This window comes from Marinagarivorans sp. (genome assembly GCF_982758155.1).
Window position 1 is genome coordinate 1 of record NZ_CEXWTU010000030.1, and the last position, 16,301, is coordinate 16,301.

Here is a 16,301-nt window from a genome sequence, read left to right on the forward strand (position 1 = left end):
CTACCCGCCACAAACGCTCGCCACTCATTTTATAAGCATCAATAAATACTTTACCGGTGTACCCAAACTGCGAGCTATCGCGTTGGTTAGATGGGTCCCACTTCAAAATAATTTCATATTCACCGTCGCCATCTACATCGCCCACAGAGGCATCGCCAGGTGCGTATGTGTAGGCTTCGCCGCTGGGAATGGCCGCGTTGGGCGGTGGCGTTAAATCAATCGCGTGGTATTGCTGCGCCCACACGGCAACCTCTTTGCTGGCTGCTCCTTCGGCACCATTATTAACGGCACGCACGCTGTAGCGATCGTTCTGCGAGGCCCCTCTATCGATGTAATTGGTGACATTACTGATAGGCGCATTGGTAATTTTTTGGCCGTTGCGATAAAGGTTAAACGCGGTACTTTTCGCCTCGCTACCCCACAGGCGCCAGCTAACATAGACACCATCACCGGTTTTAACCGCCACTAAACCACGGTCCAATTTTTCCATCTGCTTACCGGAAATAACCTGCGCTACCGGCGCAACATGGTGGCCGCGATCAACATCAGCTACCGAGCTAGAACTTGCAACACTCGATGGCTCGCTAGAAGCAATAACTGGGGCAGACGAAGACGTCGCCTGGCTACTGATGACAACCTGACTACTCACCGCTTGGCTGCTGCTTGTGCTCGGCTCACCAGCACAAGCCGCCAAGGCGGCTGCTGTGCTGACTAAAACGATTCTTTTGAACATGACGTGGGTCCTCTGTTGTAATAATTTTTGACTACTTTTTGTTATCTAAACCTGCACCCGCCAATACAACCAAACTGGCTAGCGCCACTTCTACTTTTTCGCCCAGAATCTTCACAGTGCATGCAGTACAACGGCCTCAAATACAACGTTCAATCGCTTTTACTGATTAAACAGCGATGGATTATGTGGCTGACCGCCTAATAACGGCTAACCACACCACAATAATGAAACCGATTACATTTGTTGTGACCTGCAGCACTTAATGAATACGAAATCTGTTTTTTATATAAATATTGGCTGTTTGTTGTATTAATAAGTCCATAAATTGCCTAAAAACACCAATATTGAGTAGTGCAATATAGGGAATTGGCCATACCGATTCCATATGCAAACGATTACATTTAAGGGCAAATACCAAACAGGTCACAAATATTCATAATTAAGAGTTAAAAAATGACTATGCAGGAGAGATAAAATGCTTTTGTCGGGTCGCGCTAGGCTTATTGCGATGTTTACGGTACATTCAGTCTTTAAATGGTAAACCTTGGCGAATTATGGCCAGTATTAAAGATGTTGCTCGCTTAGCGGGCGTTTCAGTGGCAACGGTATCGCGAGCGATTGCCATTCCAGAGAAGGTCTCTGAAAAAACGCTAAAGAAAGTAAACGATGCGGTTGCCCTATCGGGCTATCGCCCAAACTTGCTGGCGCGTAATTTCCGTTCATCCCGATCATTTTGCATTGTTGTGATGGTACCCGACATTACCAACCCGTTTTTTGCGCAGGTGATTAAGACGATAGAGGATCGTGCACAGCAACGCGGTTACGCAGTACTTCTGGGGGATACCCGCGACCAAAATAGCCGCGAACAAGCGTATGTGGAAAGGGTTGAAACCCGCCTGGCCGATGGCTTAATCCAACTGCGCCCTAACGAAATTCACGTAGAAGGCCAGCCGCTCCCCATCGTGTACGCCTGCGGCTGCGCCAATGTTCCCAGCTGCAGCGTTACTATCGATAACATCCTAGCGGCCCAAAAAGTGGTGGATTACTTAGTTTCACTTGGCCACACGCGTATTGGCTGCCTAACAGGGCTACGTGAAAACCCGCACACAATAGAACGCCTGGTCGGCTTCAAACGTGCGCTCGAGAATGCGGGGCTAGAATACGACGAGCAGTACGTGATTGAAGGCGATTTTACGCTGGGCTCGGGCCAAGACAGCGCGCAGCAAATTATGCGCCGACCCAAACCACCCACAGCAATATTCTGTATGAGCGACCAAATGGCCATGGGCGCAATTCAAGCACTGCAAGCACAAGGTATTAAAATTCCTCAGCAGATGTCCATTGTCGGGTTTGATAACATCCCCTACGCCGAGTTTTGGCACCCGTCCATCACCACGGTTTCGCAGCCCGCCGACGAAATTGGCAAGCGCGCGGTTGATATGCTGGTAGCTATGATAGAAGGCCAAGAGCTGACCCTAGAAAGCAAAATACTACCCACCCAACTAATAGTACGCGACAGCAGCGGCGCAGCGCCGAAAGACATTACCTAGGGCCGAAGAAACAAGATTCCATCCACGAATACTTAATTCCAACGCCCTTACCCTCACCCCCTAAACACCATCCCCGCTTCACCCGCCAGACGAAAGGCTCCTCAATTTGAGCACCACAGCACAGTTATTTTTGCAATATTTTCTCAACAGAATAGAGGATATTGTACTTGTGACAATCTTCACACTTATTTAAAACACACCTGTTGATAATTTTATTATCGTATACAAAAGGGTATTTATTGAAAACAAAACGGACAAAAAAGTATAAGAACTTAGGGTCGTATTCACAAAGGTGTATTTATGTTTGCAAAGAAAAAGATAATCGGGGTATTGGCGGCTCTCAGTTTCGTCGCGATAGCTGGCTGCACTGGCACCTCAGACGAGGCGTCATCTAGCGCAGAAACCACTCAAAGCTCAAGTAGTGCACCCACTATTATCTCATCAGCGGCAAGCTCTGAGTCATCCAGCATTCAAAATGTTGAGCCAACGATATCGATCACCGCAAGCATGGAAGACGGTTTGAATGTCGTTAGCAATATTAACGATGGCGACCTTAACAGCTATTGGGCGGCGAACGGCGAAGGCCAATGGCTGCAATTCGAAGTCACACCCACCCAACCTCTAGGCGGCATTTCTCTCGCTTGGCACAAGGGTGACGAGCGCAAAGCCTATTATGAAATTCTGGTCAGTGATGACGGGCAAAATTGGCATACGGTTATTGAGCGCACCGAAAGTATCAGCGGGCTTAATCAAGCGGATATAAAATTCCATACTCAGGTTAATATGCCGTTTATTCGCATTGTCGGATATGGCAACTCAGGCGGCTCTACCTGGAATAGCATCACCGAGGCCGACCTCTTATTTTGTGATAATTTCTCTTGTGCGCCACAGTGTGATGATTATCCCGCATGCATTACAAATAACGCACCGGTAAGCTCTTCTAGCTCCTCCAGCACAAGCTCTAGCGCTGCATCATCGGAACCTGCGAACCCAAACGCCGCTTACCCCGTTGACGTTGTACCAGATATTGCACGCTGGAAAATTACCTTGCCCGTCGATTCGAACGGCAACGACAGCTCCGGCGGTAGCAGCAAAGACGACATCAACCACAACGCCGCTGAAATTGAAGATGAAGACCTAGAAGAGCTCATTAGAGAGCCTTATTTCTTCGTTGAGAATGGCGAAATGGTTTTTAATGCACACTGCGCAGGTGCAACCACGAGCGGCTCTAGTTATCCACGCTCGGAATTACGTCAGCGTGTGGGTGGCGGTGATAATTACTGGTCGGTTGATCAATTCCAGTACATTAGCGTGGACTTACGCATAACCGAAACCCCTATTAATAAACCAGAAATTAGTGTTGTGCAAATTCACGGCCCAGACGATGAGCCCCTGCGTGTTCAATATAGCGCCAATAGCCCTGGCGGCATTTGGTATATATGGAACGAAACCAATAAAGTCTACCTAGACCCCGACAAAGATAACTTCGAATATAAGTTGGGCCAACGCTTGCGGGTTGACGTTACCGTGGATGGCGGCCGCATTTATCTTTACCTTAAAAACTTAGACAACGAACAAACGTACTCGAATGATTGGGAATCCAATGATTCCACAGGTTATTTTAAAGTAGGCACCTACACCCAATCTTCCATTTATTTACAATCAATTAAAGGCGGCGATGCCCAAAACGAGCCAGCAGACGCAGCCGGTGAGGTTCGCGTTTCACGCATTCAATTATTTGAAACCTACGAAGGGAAAACTACAGGTGTTCACCCAAGCGAGAACAATAACGGCAATAATCCCGACACGCCCACGCAAGAAGCTGCGGCGGAAATTCCTGCAATAATTACTGATGGAAACCTGTTTGATTTAGAGGGCGGTGAAAATGATCTTAACCCTTTGACTAACGCTAAAACGTTGCAATTTTTACCTTTGATCGCAAAACATACAACCTCTGGCGGCAACGGCTTACGTCATGAGTATAAAATTAAGACGAGTGAGCGAGATAATTTTTTTGCAACTTATGAAAAATTTAAAGCCACCGTAAAAGTTGAGATGTCTAATGGTGGAAAAACGATTATCTCGCAAATCCACGGAGGTGTTGATATAACAACACTCCTTAAGGTTTTCGTATCGGATACGAATGAATCTGGCTTTGAAGATAGCCAAGCCAATAATGGCGTATTCGACGTTTACGCCCGCATTCAGGTCAGCAGTAGCAGTGAAGATAAAATGCCGCTAGGCACCATTCGCAGTGGAGAGTCATTTGATTTGGAATTAACCAATGATTATGGCGTTGTCACTATTACAGCATTCGGAAAAACCTTTAAACGCGACGCTGTTGATGATGGCAAGGCCTACTTCAAGTTCGGCAACTATCTTCAATCGCAAAATCCACAGGGCAGCGTGAAGTGCGGAACACCGGGCGATACTCAATCCATGCTTGATTGCTATACACAATTCGGGATTACCAACGCAGTAGTCACCATGACCGATGTTAGCTATGAACGTAAATAATAGGTGACAGCTATTATTTAAACCTACTCACTCAGAAAGTGGAGTGAATCTTTTAATAATTGACATTGACTTTTCACCAAAAAGTAAATGTCAATTAGGGGCGTGCACGGAATAAGTTGCTGGAATTTGGGTTTTTGGGCGCTTGCTTGACGAGGCGAAAATATGGCGTAATGGCCGGCTATTGCAAATATTTTTAACGAAGGCAAGCGTGCACCCAGGAATTCAAAAACGGGAAGTTATTTCATGCACGCCCCCTACCTTAAGAGTAATGGACTTTTAGCTTTCGAACAGGGAATTAAATCTAAGGGATATTGCCAAGGAGGCCGATTTCATAAACGAGTAAAACCCTGCAATCTCATGGAAAATTTATTTTACAAGAATTCAATATTTTACAAACAAAATATGCTGCAAGTAATTTGAATACTCGCAGCTTATCGCCTCGCCATGAAGCTCTCTATCAATAAGTATGGATGTGCTTTCAGCGATGAGTTCTGTTTCACCATGATAATGATAAGATTGGGATTAGAAATACCATCTCAAATTGATTAATCAATGAAGTCTTTTGTCAGATCATAACTACTGAAATCGCTTCCCCTTAATTTTCACCTCAAGCTTGGTGGATTGTTTTTGCAAAACAACGGCTTGATAGACTTCTATTAAATCTGATATTTCCAATTTTTTTAACTCGTCAACCAATCGCTCTTTGGTATCGAATGGATAATTACTCACTTGCCAGTCTTGGAATTGCCATTGAACAGCTCCCCAAAGTTCGTCAGGTTCCTTTTCTAACGTTGTGATTAAATCGGCTATGCGCTTCTGAAGCCATCCCTGAGATTGATTGTTGAGTACCGTGAAAAACTCATGTTCAAATTGATCCAAGCGATGAGACAACCTGTCCAGCTCAGTACTATTACTCTGGATGGCCATCGCTATACCCGCGTGTCCATTGATATCCACTTTGTGACTAGCTACAAAATACGCCATTTCCTCATGCGTTCTAAGGCGCGTAAAAATTTCACTCGCCATCAGACCACTAATTAGCTCAAAACACACCAATTCTTGCATTGAAATATTGGACGATATATACACACGAGAATAAGCGTTATCACCCTGCGCTGAATTTTTCTCTATCTTTAAATCGAGCCCTTTCTGGAAGTCGATAAATTGCTTGGGATATACCTCACCAGTTTGACGCAGAGAGAAATACTCACGCGCAGAATCTGCCATTAAGCTCACCATTTCCGGACTATAATTACCGGCAGAAAAAATTCGCGTGAAATGATTTTTCATTATAGCTTCATGGTATTCACGCAAATCATCTAGCTGTAATACCGTTAGCTCTTGAAGTAATTCTTCATCGCTCCAACGGAAATTACCCACTCTATTATGTGCTAGTATTACCATTTGGTGGGGTAAAGGAACTTGCTCCAACAACTCAAACCACTGGTGATAAGCCTTAATTTCGCGTTTGAAACTCTGCTCGTTCAATTGCACTTGACTGAACAGCCTCAACAATTGATCCATTAATTTTGGATGATGCTCGGTAGGTCCGTGAATTTCGATAAATTGCGTCTGTTGCGGTGTCAAACCTAGCTTTATCTCAAGTCTCGCGTCCTGCGCCATTTTCCAAAGCTCTTGGTTTTGTGAATAGAGCATATTATTCAAAATTTTTGCCAATACAGTATTTTTTGCTGAAAGCTCTCCAAGATTACTATCCAAACGGAGATGGGTAAATCCCCAGCTACTGTAAGGGTTGTCATCCTGCATTAAATAGGCTTCTACACCCTCGCGGGCAACTATTTCTGTGGCATCAAAATAATGTCTTTCGGCGAGTGGTGCTGCATCTCGACTAATCCAAGGGTTTGGCTGCGATATTGAGAAATTCCATTGTTTCTGTAGTTCAGCCCACTTTACGATCTCACCGGTATCTACAGAGTTCACACGAAAATATCCCGGCTGATACGGAATAGGCTTCTCTGCAATTTCTTCATTGCCCACATGCCATACCATAAGCTTATTTGTATTTAATTGAGCCAGTAGATGTTGAACCGATGCTTTATTAATTCCCGCGAAAACATACGGCTCATACAGGGTATATTCATAAGGAACCTTCCATAGATTATGCGCAATCTGGTTCATAATCTCCATCGGGCTTTTAATGTGTAAACCTTTGCTTTTATTTTTAGCGAACCAACGTAGATCTTCATAAGCATGCTCTATCTCGATATTCTTCTTTAAAAAATCAAAGTACCCTAAAGTAGCCGCAATAATATCTGAGCGCCGCTTCTCACCTTCACCCATCAAAATAAAATTAATCCAAACCAAGCCACTATTACCAAGGGCGTCAGACTCAATCACAACGGTTAAATCATCTACCCAGTTCATTTTTTTAAGCTGGTATAATAGTGAACCCGGTTGATTTTTTTCGATAAGACTCGCCACATATTCGTTAGTTTTAAAACGCCAGTCGGCTGAGTTATTAGCAATGGGGAAAACAAGCCGCATCATATTCCGCTTTGAATCGTACTTTAAATGCACTTCGCGGGTACCACTCATCGAAGCAAAAGCATCAACAGCCAACATTGGACGGTCAATCTGCGAATTCTGTACTTGGGAAAATTTTTGCCTTGCTTTACGCTCTAACGTATCAACACCGTCCCTGCCGTAAATGACTAGCCTCATTAGGTTTGCAGAGTAATAGGTCCTGTAAAAATACTTCATTGCCGCGTGTAATTTATCTGCCTCAGCACGATTCAACGTTTCGGAATTTCCTGCCATAAACTTTGTAATAGGGTGTGATGAATCGACCAATTGGCCTATTATTGCCCGACTTACTCCATGGCCATATCGTGATGTCCATTCGTTATCCACCGCAGATATTTCTTTTTGTGAATATTCGGGGTCGAACAATGGGGCCGTAATCATGTTTGCAAACCGGTCCAAACTTTCATCAAAAGCTGAATTAGGAGCCAAGAACCGGTAATCCGTTAACTGCGAGAATGTTGAGCCATTCACACTTCCACCCACTTCGCCCAAAAACTGACGAAAACTATCGGGCTCAGGGTATTTCTCTGATGCGATAAACAGCATGTGTTCCGTATAATGCGCTAGCCCCTGATGCATTATTGGGTCTTGATAAGAACCAACACCCACGGTTAAAAAAGCGCCAGACATATCAGTTTTTGAATCAGATACCAAAACGACTTGCAGGCCGTTATCCAATGTCAGCTCACGGTACTGCCGATGATCTGAAGCGTTTGTTTTGATAGCGCTTAGACTTTCTAGTTTCTCACTAGATTGGTGAGCACACGATGTAAGGCTAGACAAAAGAATACATATAAAAAAAGCAATAACTAGGCGGGCGCCCTGCTCCATACTCATTAGCAACAACTCCATTTAATTAAGAAGTGAAACCTAACTCAACACCACTCACTATGCAACAAGGAAAACTATAGGCACAAACAAAGGAATTCATGCTCTACTTGATCTTACAAACCCCTTACAGATCTATGTGCTTAGGAGCGAAAAGAGAAACCTCACCCACTCACGCTTGACGTCGCCCCCCCCTACCTTCGTTGCTCAAAGCCTTACACGCCAAAACATGCTTCCATGAAGCACCCTGATAAAAAACCGAGGCGATAACGGCTCCTACATTATTCTAATAACCCGCCTCCCTGCAGGCACCTTCACCTAATTGAATAAACTATTACCTGCTCGATCCTTTCAATGATTGCCAGCTCAACATATCTCCCCCAGCAGTAACGCCATATAACCCACAAACAAGAAATCCAAAACCTTGCTGTCACACCTCCCTCAGTATTTCACGGCCTATTCAGTTAATTTGATTAAACTAATAGACTACAATATTCGTCATGGCCCTCTCTTTAGGTTAGCCTCAACAGAATTAAACGGAAGCACATGCATGAGCCTTTTAAGAATCATTCTAACCACACTCCTCAGCGGGCTACTCATCAGCAGTTGCGCCAGCCTGAATAAAGACCAGTGCCAGATGGCAGATTGGCAAGCTCTAGGCTTTGAACAAGGTAGCCAGGGTAAGAGCATGACTCGCTTCAACACCTACCAACAAGACTGCGCCAAACACCAAATCAAAGCCGACTTTAATGCTTTTAAAAGCGGCCACGCTCAAGGTATTCAAACCTACTGCACTTTTGACCAAGGCTTAAATAACGGTAAACAGGGTGTCGACTACAATACCCACTGCCCACGCAGCCAATTCCCCACCTTTGAAGAGGGTTATCGTTCAGGCATTAATCGCTATTGTAGCTACAGCAACGGCTTAACGGCTGGCGCAGAAGGTAAGAGCATTAACCCCAACTGCCCGACTCAACACCACCCCGAGTTCCATCACGGTTACGCCATCGGCCAACAGCAACATCACCTAAGCCAGCACATCGATACCTTAGTCAAAAAACTTGATGACACTCAAGAAGCCATGGAAGACGCCGACGATCATATCAGCACCGCAGAAGCCATTATCATTAGCGCAACCAGCACGCCAGAATCGCGTAAACAAGCCTTAGAAGATATTAAATATTATAAAAAGCAACACCGTCAGCTAGACCGCGATTATCACGATCAACTTGATTCACTCGATATTGCGAAACAGGAATATGAAGCCCTGCTTCGACAGTAGGCGCAAGACTAAGGGGCGTGCATTAAATAAGTTTCTGGAATTTGGTTTTGTGGGTGCACGCTTGGCGAGGGAAAAATACTTTATCCAATAATACTTGCCTCCCGCTCCCTCAGCAGCGTTGCTCAAAGCGTTACACGCCTCGGTAATAGCTCCTCGACATTGTGCTCCTCGGTAATAGCTCCTGCATTACCCTAATAACGTATATCCCTATACGGATGCAATGCCTACTAAGGGGTTTCCTACCCCGATGCGTTACCCTAATTAGCCACTTCCATGTGGCGATGCAATGCCAACGAAGAGGCTCCTGCCTCGATGCATTACCCTACTGACCTATGGCCTATAGGCCCCGGTAGGTGCCCTCGTCTAATTGGACAAACTATTATTGCCTCGCCCCTTACCGTCGTTGCTCGAAGCGTGACATCGCTTACATTCAATAACAGGTCGCACTCTGCACAAAAATATTGCCGCACCATATAAGCGCGCACCACCATTCCCAACACCTCTTTTTTCTCACTCACAGAGCCCTAATAAAGCTCATCGACAGCGCACAGCGAACTACCATGGTGCGCCCCCGCTAGAGACAATCGAAAAAACGCCCCAAAACCCCCAAAAACGACGCACCATTTTGGCTCAAATATTGCTTTAGTGCGAAATATTTCAATTTTAATAAGGTCACGACATGAGCCAATCTTCTTTTAAAGCTAATTTCCTTTCTTTAAGGGGGCGAGCCAAGATACTTCACAGCACATGGTTTGCCTTTTTTATCACCTTCCTTGTTTGGTTTAGCCATGCGCCGTTAATGTCTACGATTAAAAGCAGCATGGGCTTAACCGATATTGAAGCGAAGATATTACTGATTTTAAACGTGGCCTTAACCATCCCTGCACGTATTGTTACAGGGATGCTGGTCGATAAATATGGCCCACGCAAGTCGTATACCGCCATGCTAGTCGCAACAGCCTTACTGTGTTTTTTCTTTGCTTCGGCGCAGTCTTTTGAAACCCTAGCACTGGCTAAGTTTCTTATGGGTTTTGTCGGCGCTGGTTTTGTCATTGGTATTAGAATGATCAGCGAATGGTATCCCGCTCGCCAATTAGGTTTAGCAGAAGGTATCTACAAGGGCATGGGTAATGTCGGCTCGGCTGTAGGTGCTGGTTCGTTAGTGTATGTCGCCAGTTTATTTGGTGGCGACGATTCTTGGCGTTATGCGATCGCGTCAACAGGCGTCATTGCGCTGGTGTATTCTGGAATTTATTACAGCGCTGTAACGGATACCCCGGTAGGTTCAACCTATTTTAAGCCCAACAAGTCCGGCGGCTTAGAACTTACCAGCAAGCGCGATTTCATTTTTTGCGTTCTGTTTAATATTCCAATGGTTGTCGCGTTGGCGGTATTAACCTGGCGCGTAACAGACGCCGGAGTAGTCGCCGGTACAGGCAACAGTGTGATTGCCGGAGCGGGTTTAATCAGCGATGTGACGTCTTACGTGATATATGGTCTATTGCTGAGCCTCGTGGCCTATCAGACGCTTAAGCTCTTTCAAGTCAATAAAGATATGCTGCAAGCACCACCGATAGATGACATTCTCCAATATAAATTTAAACAAGTCGCGATACTCAGTGTTGGTTATGCAGTAACGTTTGGCGCAGAGCTATCTGTCATTTCGATGCTAGCCCAATATTTTGAAAGCCAATTTCTAGTAGCAGCCGCTGCCGCAGGTGTATTTGGCGCATGCTTTGCCGCTGTTGATGTACTGTCTTGCCCATCCGGTGGTTTGATCAGCGATAAATTAGGCCGCAAGATACCGATGATAATATTACTCAGTGGCGCCGCGATCGGATTCTTAGTCATGTCCTTCATTACACCCGAGTGGCCAATAGCCGCCGTGGTAACAACGATGATGATCTGTTCCTTTTTCCTAGGTTCTGCAGCGGGCTGTGTCTTTGCCGTTGTACCACTGGTTAAGCGCAAGCTAACGGGGCAAATTGCAGGCACGGTCGGGGCTTATGGCAATGTAGGGGCAGTCGTCTTTTTATTAGTATTTTCCTTTGTCACACCATCAGCATTTTTCTTAACCATTTCAGCAGGAGTTGCCTTTGCTGTTTTATGCGCACTATTTTTAGATGAGCCTAAAAGCAAAATGGCGGAAGTAATGCCAGACGGCACAGTTGAATTTATTGATATGCACTAAACGTACGTAACTAAGGGGCATGCACGGAATAAGTTGCTGGAGTTTGGGTTTGTGGGTGCTTGCTTGACGAGGCGAAAATAGGGCGCAATAGCCGGCTATTGCAAATGTTTTTAACGAAGGCAAGCGTGCACCCAGGAATTCAAAAACGGGAAGTTAGGGACGAGGCAATAATAGTTTGTCCAATTAGGCGAAGATATCGGCTTTCTTATCGAGGCGCTTAAAGGGGCGCATGCCTTGGCATGTAACGCTTTGAGCAACGAAGGTAAGGATGTCGAGATCGAGCATTAGTGGATGAAATATTGTTTCCTCGTCCCTTATTTCATGCACGCCCCTAAGCACATAAACAAGAAGCAAAAGTTGCAGAATACATGCAGATGTCTTCTGCAACTTTAGAGACGAGGCAATAATGGCTGAGCATCTACAAACAACAATAAGCTTCACGTTATCTCAACGCTCTCTTGCGGGGCTTAAGCCGCAAAATGAAGATGCAATCGGTATTCGTATTCCCAAAGGCGCGCTATTAAGCAATAAAGGAGCCGTTGCCGTTATTGCCGATGGAGTGAGTGCCGCCGAAGCCGGAAAGGAGGCCAGCGAAACATGCGTGAATAGTTTTTTGGCGGATTATTTTTCAACACCGGATAGTTGGAGTGTAAAAAAATCAACGTCTCAAGTACTAACCGCACTTAATTGTTGGCTTTACAGCCAGGGGCGACATTTTACAGATGCCAGAAAAGGCTATGTCAGCACCTTGAGCACCATTATTTTCAAATCTCAAACGGCCCACGTTTTTCATATTGGCGATTCGCGAATATACCGCTTACACAAAGGCACGCTTCAGCAAATTACGACTGATCACAGTACCTATATCAATGACCGCCAGTCCTACCTTACGCGCGCAATGGGATTAGATGTACATATTGATGTTGATTACCGAAGTATTGATGTTGAAGTCGGCGATATCTATTTTTTGAGTACCGATGGTATTCACGACTTCATAAAATTCGATATTCTTCGCGACCACCTTAAACAGTTAACGCCTGCACACGGGGAATCTGATTTTGATCATACGTGTAACGATTTAATCGAGCTCGCACTCGCTAACGGCAGTAAAGACAACCTAAGCTGTCAGATCCTACGCATCCAAAGCCTCCCCAAGCAAACCATCGGCGAAGTGAGCCGGAAGCTTTCAGGGCTGCCTTTCCCGCCATTTTTATCGCCAGGCATGATTCTGGATGGCTACAAAATCATAAAAGAACTACATGCTAGTAATCGCAGCGAAGTGTATCTCGTTCAAGACGTAGATAGCGGCGAACGTTATTGCATGAAGACGCCCTCCATAAATTTTAATGATGATTTAGGCTACATAGAACGCTTTTCAATTGAGAGCTGGATTGGGTGCCGAATTAATAATTCTCACGTTATAAAAGTCATCGATACCACGCGTGTCAAAACAGCGTTGTATTACCTGACGGAATATATTGATGGCATAACCTTGGCACAATGGATTAAAGAAAACCCCAGCCCTTCCGTACAAGATGTTATTTATATTGTTCAGCAAATTGAAAAAGGGCTGCGAGCGATGCATAGACGCGAGACCTTACACCAAGATTTAAAACCTGAAAATATCATGATTGATAGAAATGGTGAGGTGAAAATAATTGATTTTGGCTCCTGTCATATAAAAGGTCTTGCAGAAATTGCCAGCCCCATTGAGCGCTTCGGCATCCTGGGTACGGCGGGGTATTCCGCACCCGAAGTAATATTAACGAGCAAGAGCACAGTTCAGTCGGAAGTGTTTTCACTTGCAGTCATTGTGTTTGAAATGTTTACAGGACAAGAACCCTTTTCTGGAAAACTGCATAAATGCCGAACGAATAAAGCCTATCTGGCAACGAAATACGTGCCCAGCTGTGAGTTGAACCCTCTAGTTCCTATTTGGATAGATTGCGCAATTAAAAAAGGATTGCGATTTAACCCCGAGAGGCGCTATATGGAAGTTTCTGAATTTCTACACGAATTGAAGGCACCTAACCCCAAATACGGAGCACGTGGAAATGCGGCACTGATAGACAGGAACCCGCTCATATTCTGGAAGGTAATGAGTCTATTTTGGTTTGTTGCTTTCTGTTTATCAATCGCGTATTAAAATTCGATTGGGCAAACTAAGGGGCGAGGCAATAATGATTTGTCCAATTAGACGAGGGCGCCTGCTTTCTCAACAAGGCGCTCGAAGGGGCGCATGCCGGGGCCTATACGGATATAGGTCATTAGGGTAACGCATCGGGGCAGGAGCCCCTTATTAGACATTGCAGGAGCATTATGTCGTGGAGCAGTTACCGAGGTATGTAACGCTTTGAGCAACGCAGTTGAGGAAGCAGGAGGCAAGTATTATTGGATAAAGTACTTTGTCCTCGGCCCTAATACTTAAGTAATAAAAAACGATGTCTTATTCCAATTCACCACTTACGAGCGCTCATCCAATATTGGACGAATACTATTGCCAGACTAGAATTATTGAATAGAGACTAAATCTATCGCTACAGTTAAAAGATCAAAGTCTACTTATAGCTCAACGCTCAACTACGAATTTTAAGCTAAACGGGCTTATTCATTTTATCAGCAAACATTCAGGGACAATTGTTATGCAGGTTCCAGTGACCTTTAAAGCGGTTTTTTACGGGGCACTGGCATCATTGGCGTGTATTATTGCCGTCGACCACCTGCCCGAGCGACGTACAATAATTTACCCTGCGTCCAACATTTCTGCACACCATTTCACAGAACCCAGTACAGCAGGCCGAGCCAGTTGGACCAATGAAGATAAGCTCCACTTCCAATGCGACATGTATAGCCGTGAGGGTTATAGTAATTGCGGAGTTAATTTGAGCCTTAAAAACGGAGAGAAGAACTTCGATCTATCGGGATACGATGCCGTTTATCTAAAAGCAACAATCAATAGTCCAGAAAAATGGCTGCGATTCTTCACCGAAAGCTGGCTAAATGAATATTCAGCAACGAATGCAGACGCCACCCAAACAGCTCAAGCCTTGATTCGCACTGCCGATATAGCAAAGGGCGTCACCATCAATTTACGCCAAATCAACATCCCCGACTGGTGGATTCAACGCTTTCATGATGCCCCCACAAATTATACCTATCCCCACTTTCGTGAAACAGAGGCTATTGGCCTAGTACTTGGCGCGCCCATGGAACTGGGTGTTCACGACGTAAAATTAGAGCAGGTTGTTTTCGTTGGAAAATTAATTGCTGTAGAAAAAGTTTACCCAATTATTCTTGCTGCATGGCTAGCTGCATTTTTACTGTATTTTTTATATAACTTTTTCATTATAAAAAATAGGCTCGCGCAAGAGAAACTGACCACGCAAGTGCTTTCGCAAGAATCAGAAAAATATAAAAAACTATCATCAACAGATCCGTTGACTGGCGTATTAAACAGAAACGGCCTTGAATCTGCTCTCAATGGAATCTATAAAAAATTAGAGGACAACGAAAAGGTTATTTTATTGATACTGGATTTGGATCATTTTAAAATAATTAATGATGAACGGGGTCATGATATAGGCGACCTCGTTTTAAAAGGCATCGTAAATACTCTAAAAGAGAATGTTCGCAACAGTGATTATATTGCAAGATGGGGCGGTGAAGAATTTATTATCGTAACCCACAATACCGATATATCCGGCGCAATACCCTTAGCCGAAAAATTACGTCGCGAGATATCGGCAACAAACTTTCCCGTAGAGCCACCACTTCAAGTTACCGCGAGTATTGGCATATCGATATTCAACGCAGATTGCGATTTTGAAAAAGCGTTTAAATGTGCCGACGAGGCATTGTATCAAGCGAAAAGTCAGGGAAGAAACTGTTCCATACTAGGAAAAAACACATAACGCAGCTAACAAAACAGAATGGTTTTGTGACTTAAAACCTCAGAAGGACTTGTAAGTCCGGTTATAATATAATCACTACAAAGTAAAAAAATCGCTCATTGAAAAACGATACATTATGACAACAACAGACACCACCTTAAAATACAGAGAGCAACACAAACAACGCCTAAGTTACATGCCTTGGTTGTACTGGGCCTTAAAGCCCACACAGCGAGAATGGGCGCAAGCTTGGCAGCAAGAGTGGCAGGCTTATTTACAAGACATGGAAACAGTAACCATTACGGGTGATTGTTTTATTTCACCCGATGCAAAATTATTCGCCGAACGCGGCCGCCCGATAACGATTGATTCAGGGAGTTTTATTGGCGCAGACGCAATTTTACATGGGCCAATAACAATCGGAAAAAACGTAGGCATTAATCATCACGTCACCATGGATGGCGGAAGCCAAGGCATCACCATTGGCAATAATTGCCGCATTGCCGCCTACTGCCACTTTTACGCCTTCAACCACAGCATCGCCAGCGACCGCCTCATCGAACAACAACCGGTCACATCGAAAGGCATTGTATTAGAAAACGATATTTGGCTAGGTGCGCACGTAGGAATTGTTGATGGCGTGACTATTCACGAGGGTGCTGTAGTTGGAATGCAAAGTGTTGTTACGAAAGATGTTGAAGGGAATACGGTTGTGGCGGGTAACCCGGCTCGGGTTGTTAAAAGGCGGGGGTAGTTGTTCCAAACA

Annotated in this window: 9 protein-coding genes; 7 read left to right on the top strand and 2 right to left on the bottom strand. The window is 44.8% G+C overall.

Annotated features, from left to right (window positions below; all coding sequences use genetic code 11):
• A partial coding sequence (locus AC3A8L_RS05675) for a rhamnogalacturonan endolyase family protein (RefSeq protein WP_487961265.1) occupies nt 1–733 on the bottom strand: 733 nt, incomplete at its 3' end.
• A gap of 554 nt (nt 734–1,287) precedes the next feature.
• Between AC3A8L_RS05675 and AC3A8L_RS05680 the strand changes: the two genes are divergently transcribed.
• A complete protein-coding gene (locus AC3A8L_RS05680) occupies nt 1,288–2,283 on the top strand; it encodes a LacI family DNA-binding transcriptional regulator (protein WP_487961266.1) in 996 nt (331 codons plus the stop codon).
• 300 nt (nt 2,284–2,583) lie between these two features.
• The gene (locus tag AC3A8L_RS05685) at nt 2,584–4,800 is read left to right on the top strand and encodes a polysaccharide lyase family 7 protein (protein ID WP_487961267.1); all 2,217 of its coding nucleotides are present in this window, start codon (nt 2,584–2,586) and stop codon (nt 4,798–4,800) included.
• Nucleotides 4,801–5,376: 576 nt separating this feature from the next.
• Here AC3A8L_RS05685 and AC3A8L_RS05690 read toward each other — a convergent pair.
• On the bottom strand, nt 5,377–8,181 hold the full coding sequence (locus tag AC3A8L_RS05690; protein WP_487961268.1) for an insulinase family protein: 2,805 nt from the start codon (nt 8,179–8,181) through the stop codon (nt 5,377–5,379).
• 541 nt (nt 8,182–8,722) lie between these two features.
• Between AC3A8L_RS05690 and AC3A8L_RS05695 the strand changes: the two genes are divergently transcribed.
• From AC3A8L_RS05695 to AC3A8L_RS05715, 5 genes are all read left to right on the top strand, one after another.
• Nucleotides 8,723–9,454, top strand: coding sequence for a DUF2799 domain-containing protein (locus AC3A8L_RS05695; protein ID WP_487961269.1), 732 nt, complete (start codon nt 8,723–8,725; stop codon nt 9,452–9,454).
• Between the two features lie 679 nt (nt 9,455–10,133).
• Nucleotides 10,134–11,645 carry an MFS transporter gene (locus AC3A8L_RS05700; RefSeq protein ID WP_487961270.1) on the top strand — a complete coding sequence of 504 codons (1,512 nt, stop codon included), beginning with the start codon at nt 10,134–10,136 and terminating at the stop codon, nt 11,643–11,645.
• 406 nt (nt 11,646–12,051) lie between these two features.
• Nucleotides 12,052–13,791 (top strand): bifunctional protein-serine/threonine kinase/phosphatase, encoded by a 1,740-nt coding sequence (locus tag AC3A8L_RS05705; protein ID WP_487961271.1) that lies wholly within the window; start codon nt 12,052–12,054, stop codon nt 13,789–13,791.
• Between the two features lie 496 nt (nt 13,792–14,287).
• A complete protein-coding gene (locus tag AC3A8L_RS05710) occupies nt 14,288–15,556 on the top strand; it encodes a GGDEF domain-containing protein (protein ID WP_487961272.1) in 1,269 nt (422 codons plus the stop codon).
• A gap of 115 nt (nt 15,557–15,671) precedes the next feature.
• Nucleotides 15,672–16,289 (top strand): acyltransferase, encoded by a 618-nt coding sequence (locus tag AC3A8L_RS05715; protein ID WP_487961273.1) that lies wholly within the window; start codon nt 15,672–15,674, stop codon nt 16,287–16,289.
• Nucleotides 16,290–16,301: the final 12 nt, after the last annotated feature.

Excerpts from the sequence above, each read along its gene's own strand:
- AC3A8L_RS05680 (WP_487961266.1), top strand. The coding sequence starts at position 1,288 with ATGGCCAGTATTAAAGATGTTGCTCGCTTAGCGGGCGTTTCAGTGGCA.
- AC3A8L_RS05685 (WP_487961267.1), top strand. The coding sequence starts at position 2,584 with ATGTTTGCAAAGAAAAAGATAATCGGGGTATTGGCGGCTCTCAGTTTC.
- AC3A8L_RS05690 (WP_487961268.1), bottom strand. The coding sequence starts at position 8,181 with ATGAGTATGGAGCAGGGCGCCCGCCTAGTTATTGCTTTTTTTATATGT.
- AC3A8L_RS05695 (WP_487961269.1), top strand. The coding sequence starts at position 8,723 with ATGAGCCTTTTAAGAATCATTCTAACCACACTCCTCAGCGGGCTACTC.
- AC3A8L_RS05700 (WP_487961270.1), top strand. The coding sequence starts at position 10,134 with ATGAGCCAATCTTCTTTTAAAGCTAATTTCCTTTCTTTAAGGGGGCGA.
- AC3A8L_RS05705 (WP_487961271.1), top strand. The coding sequence starts at position 12,052 with ATGGCTGAGCATCTACAAACAACAATAAGCTTCACGTTATCTCAACGC.
- AC3A8L_RS05710 (WP_487961272.1), top strand. The coding sequence starts at position 14,288 with ATGCAGGTTCCAGTGACCTTTAAAGCGGTTTTTTACGGGGCACTGGCA.
- AC3A8L_RS05715 (WP_487961273.1), top strand. The coding sequence starts at position 15,672 with ATGACAACAACAGACACCACCTTAAAATACAGAGAGCAACACAAACAA.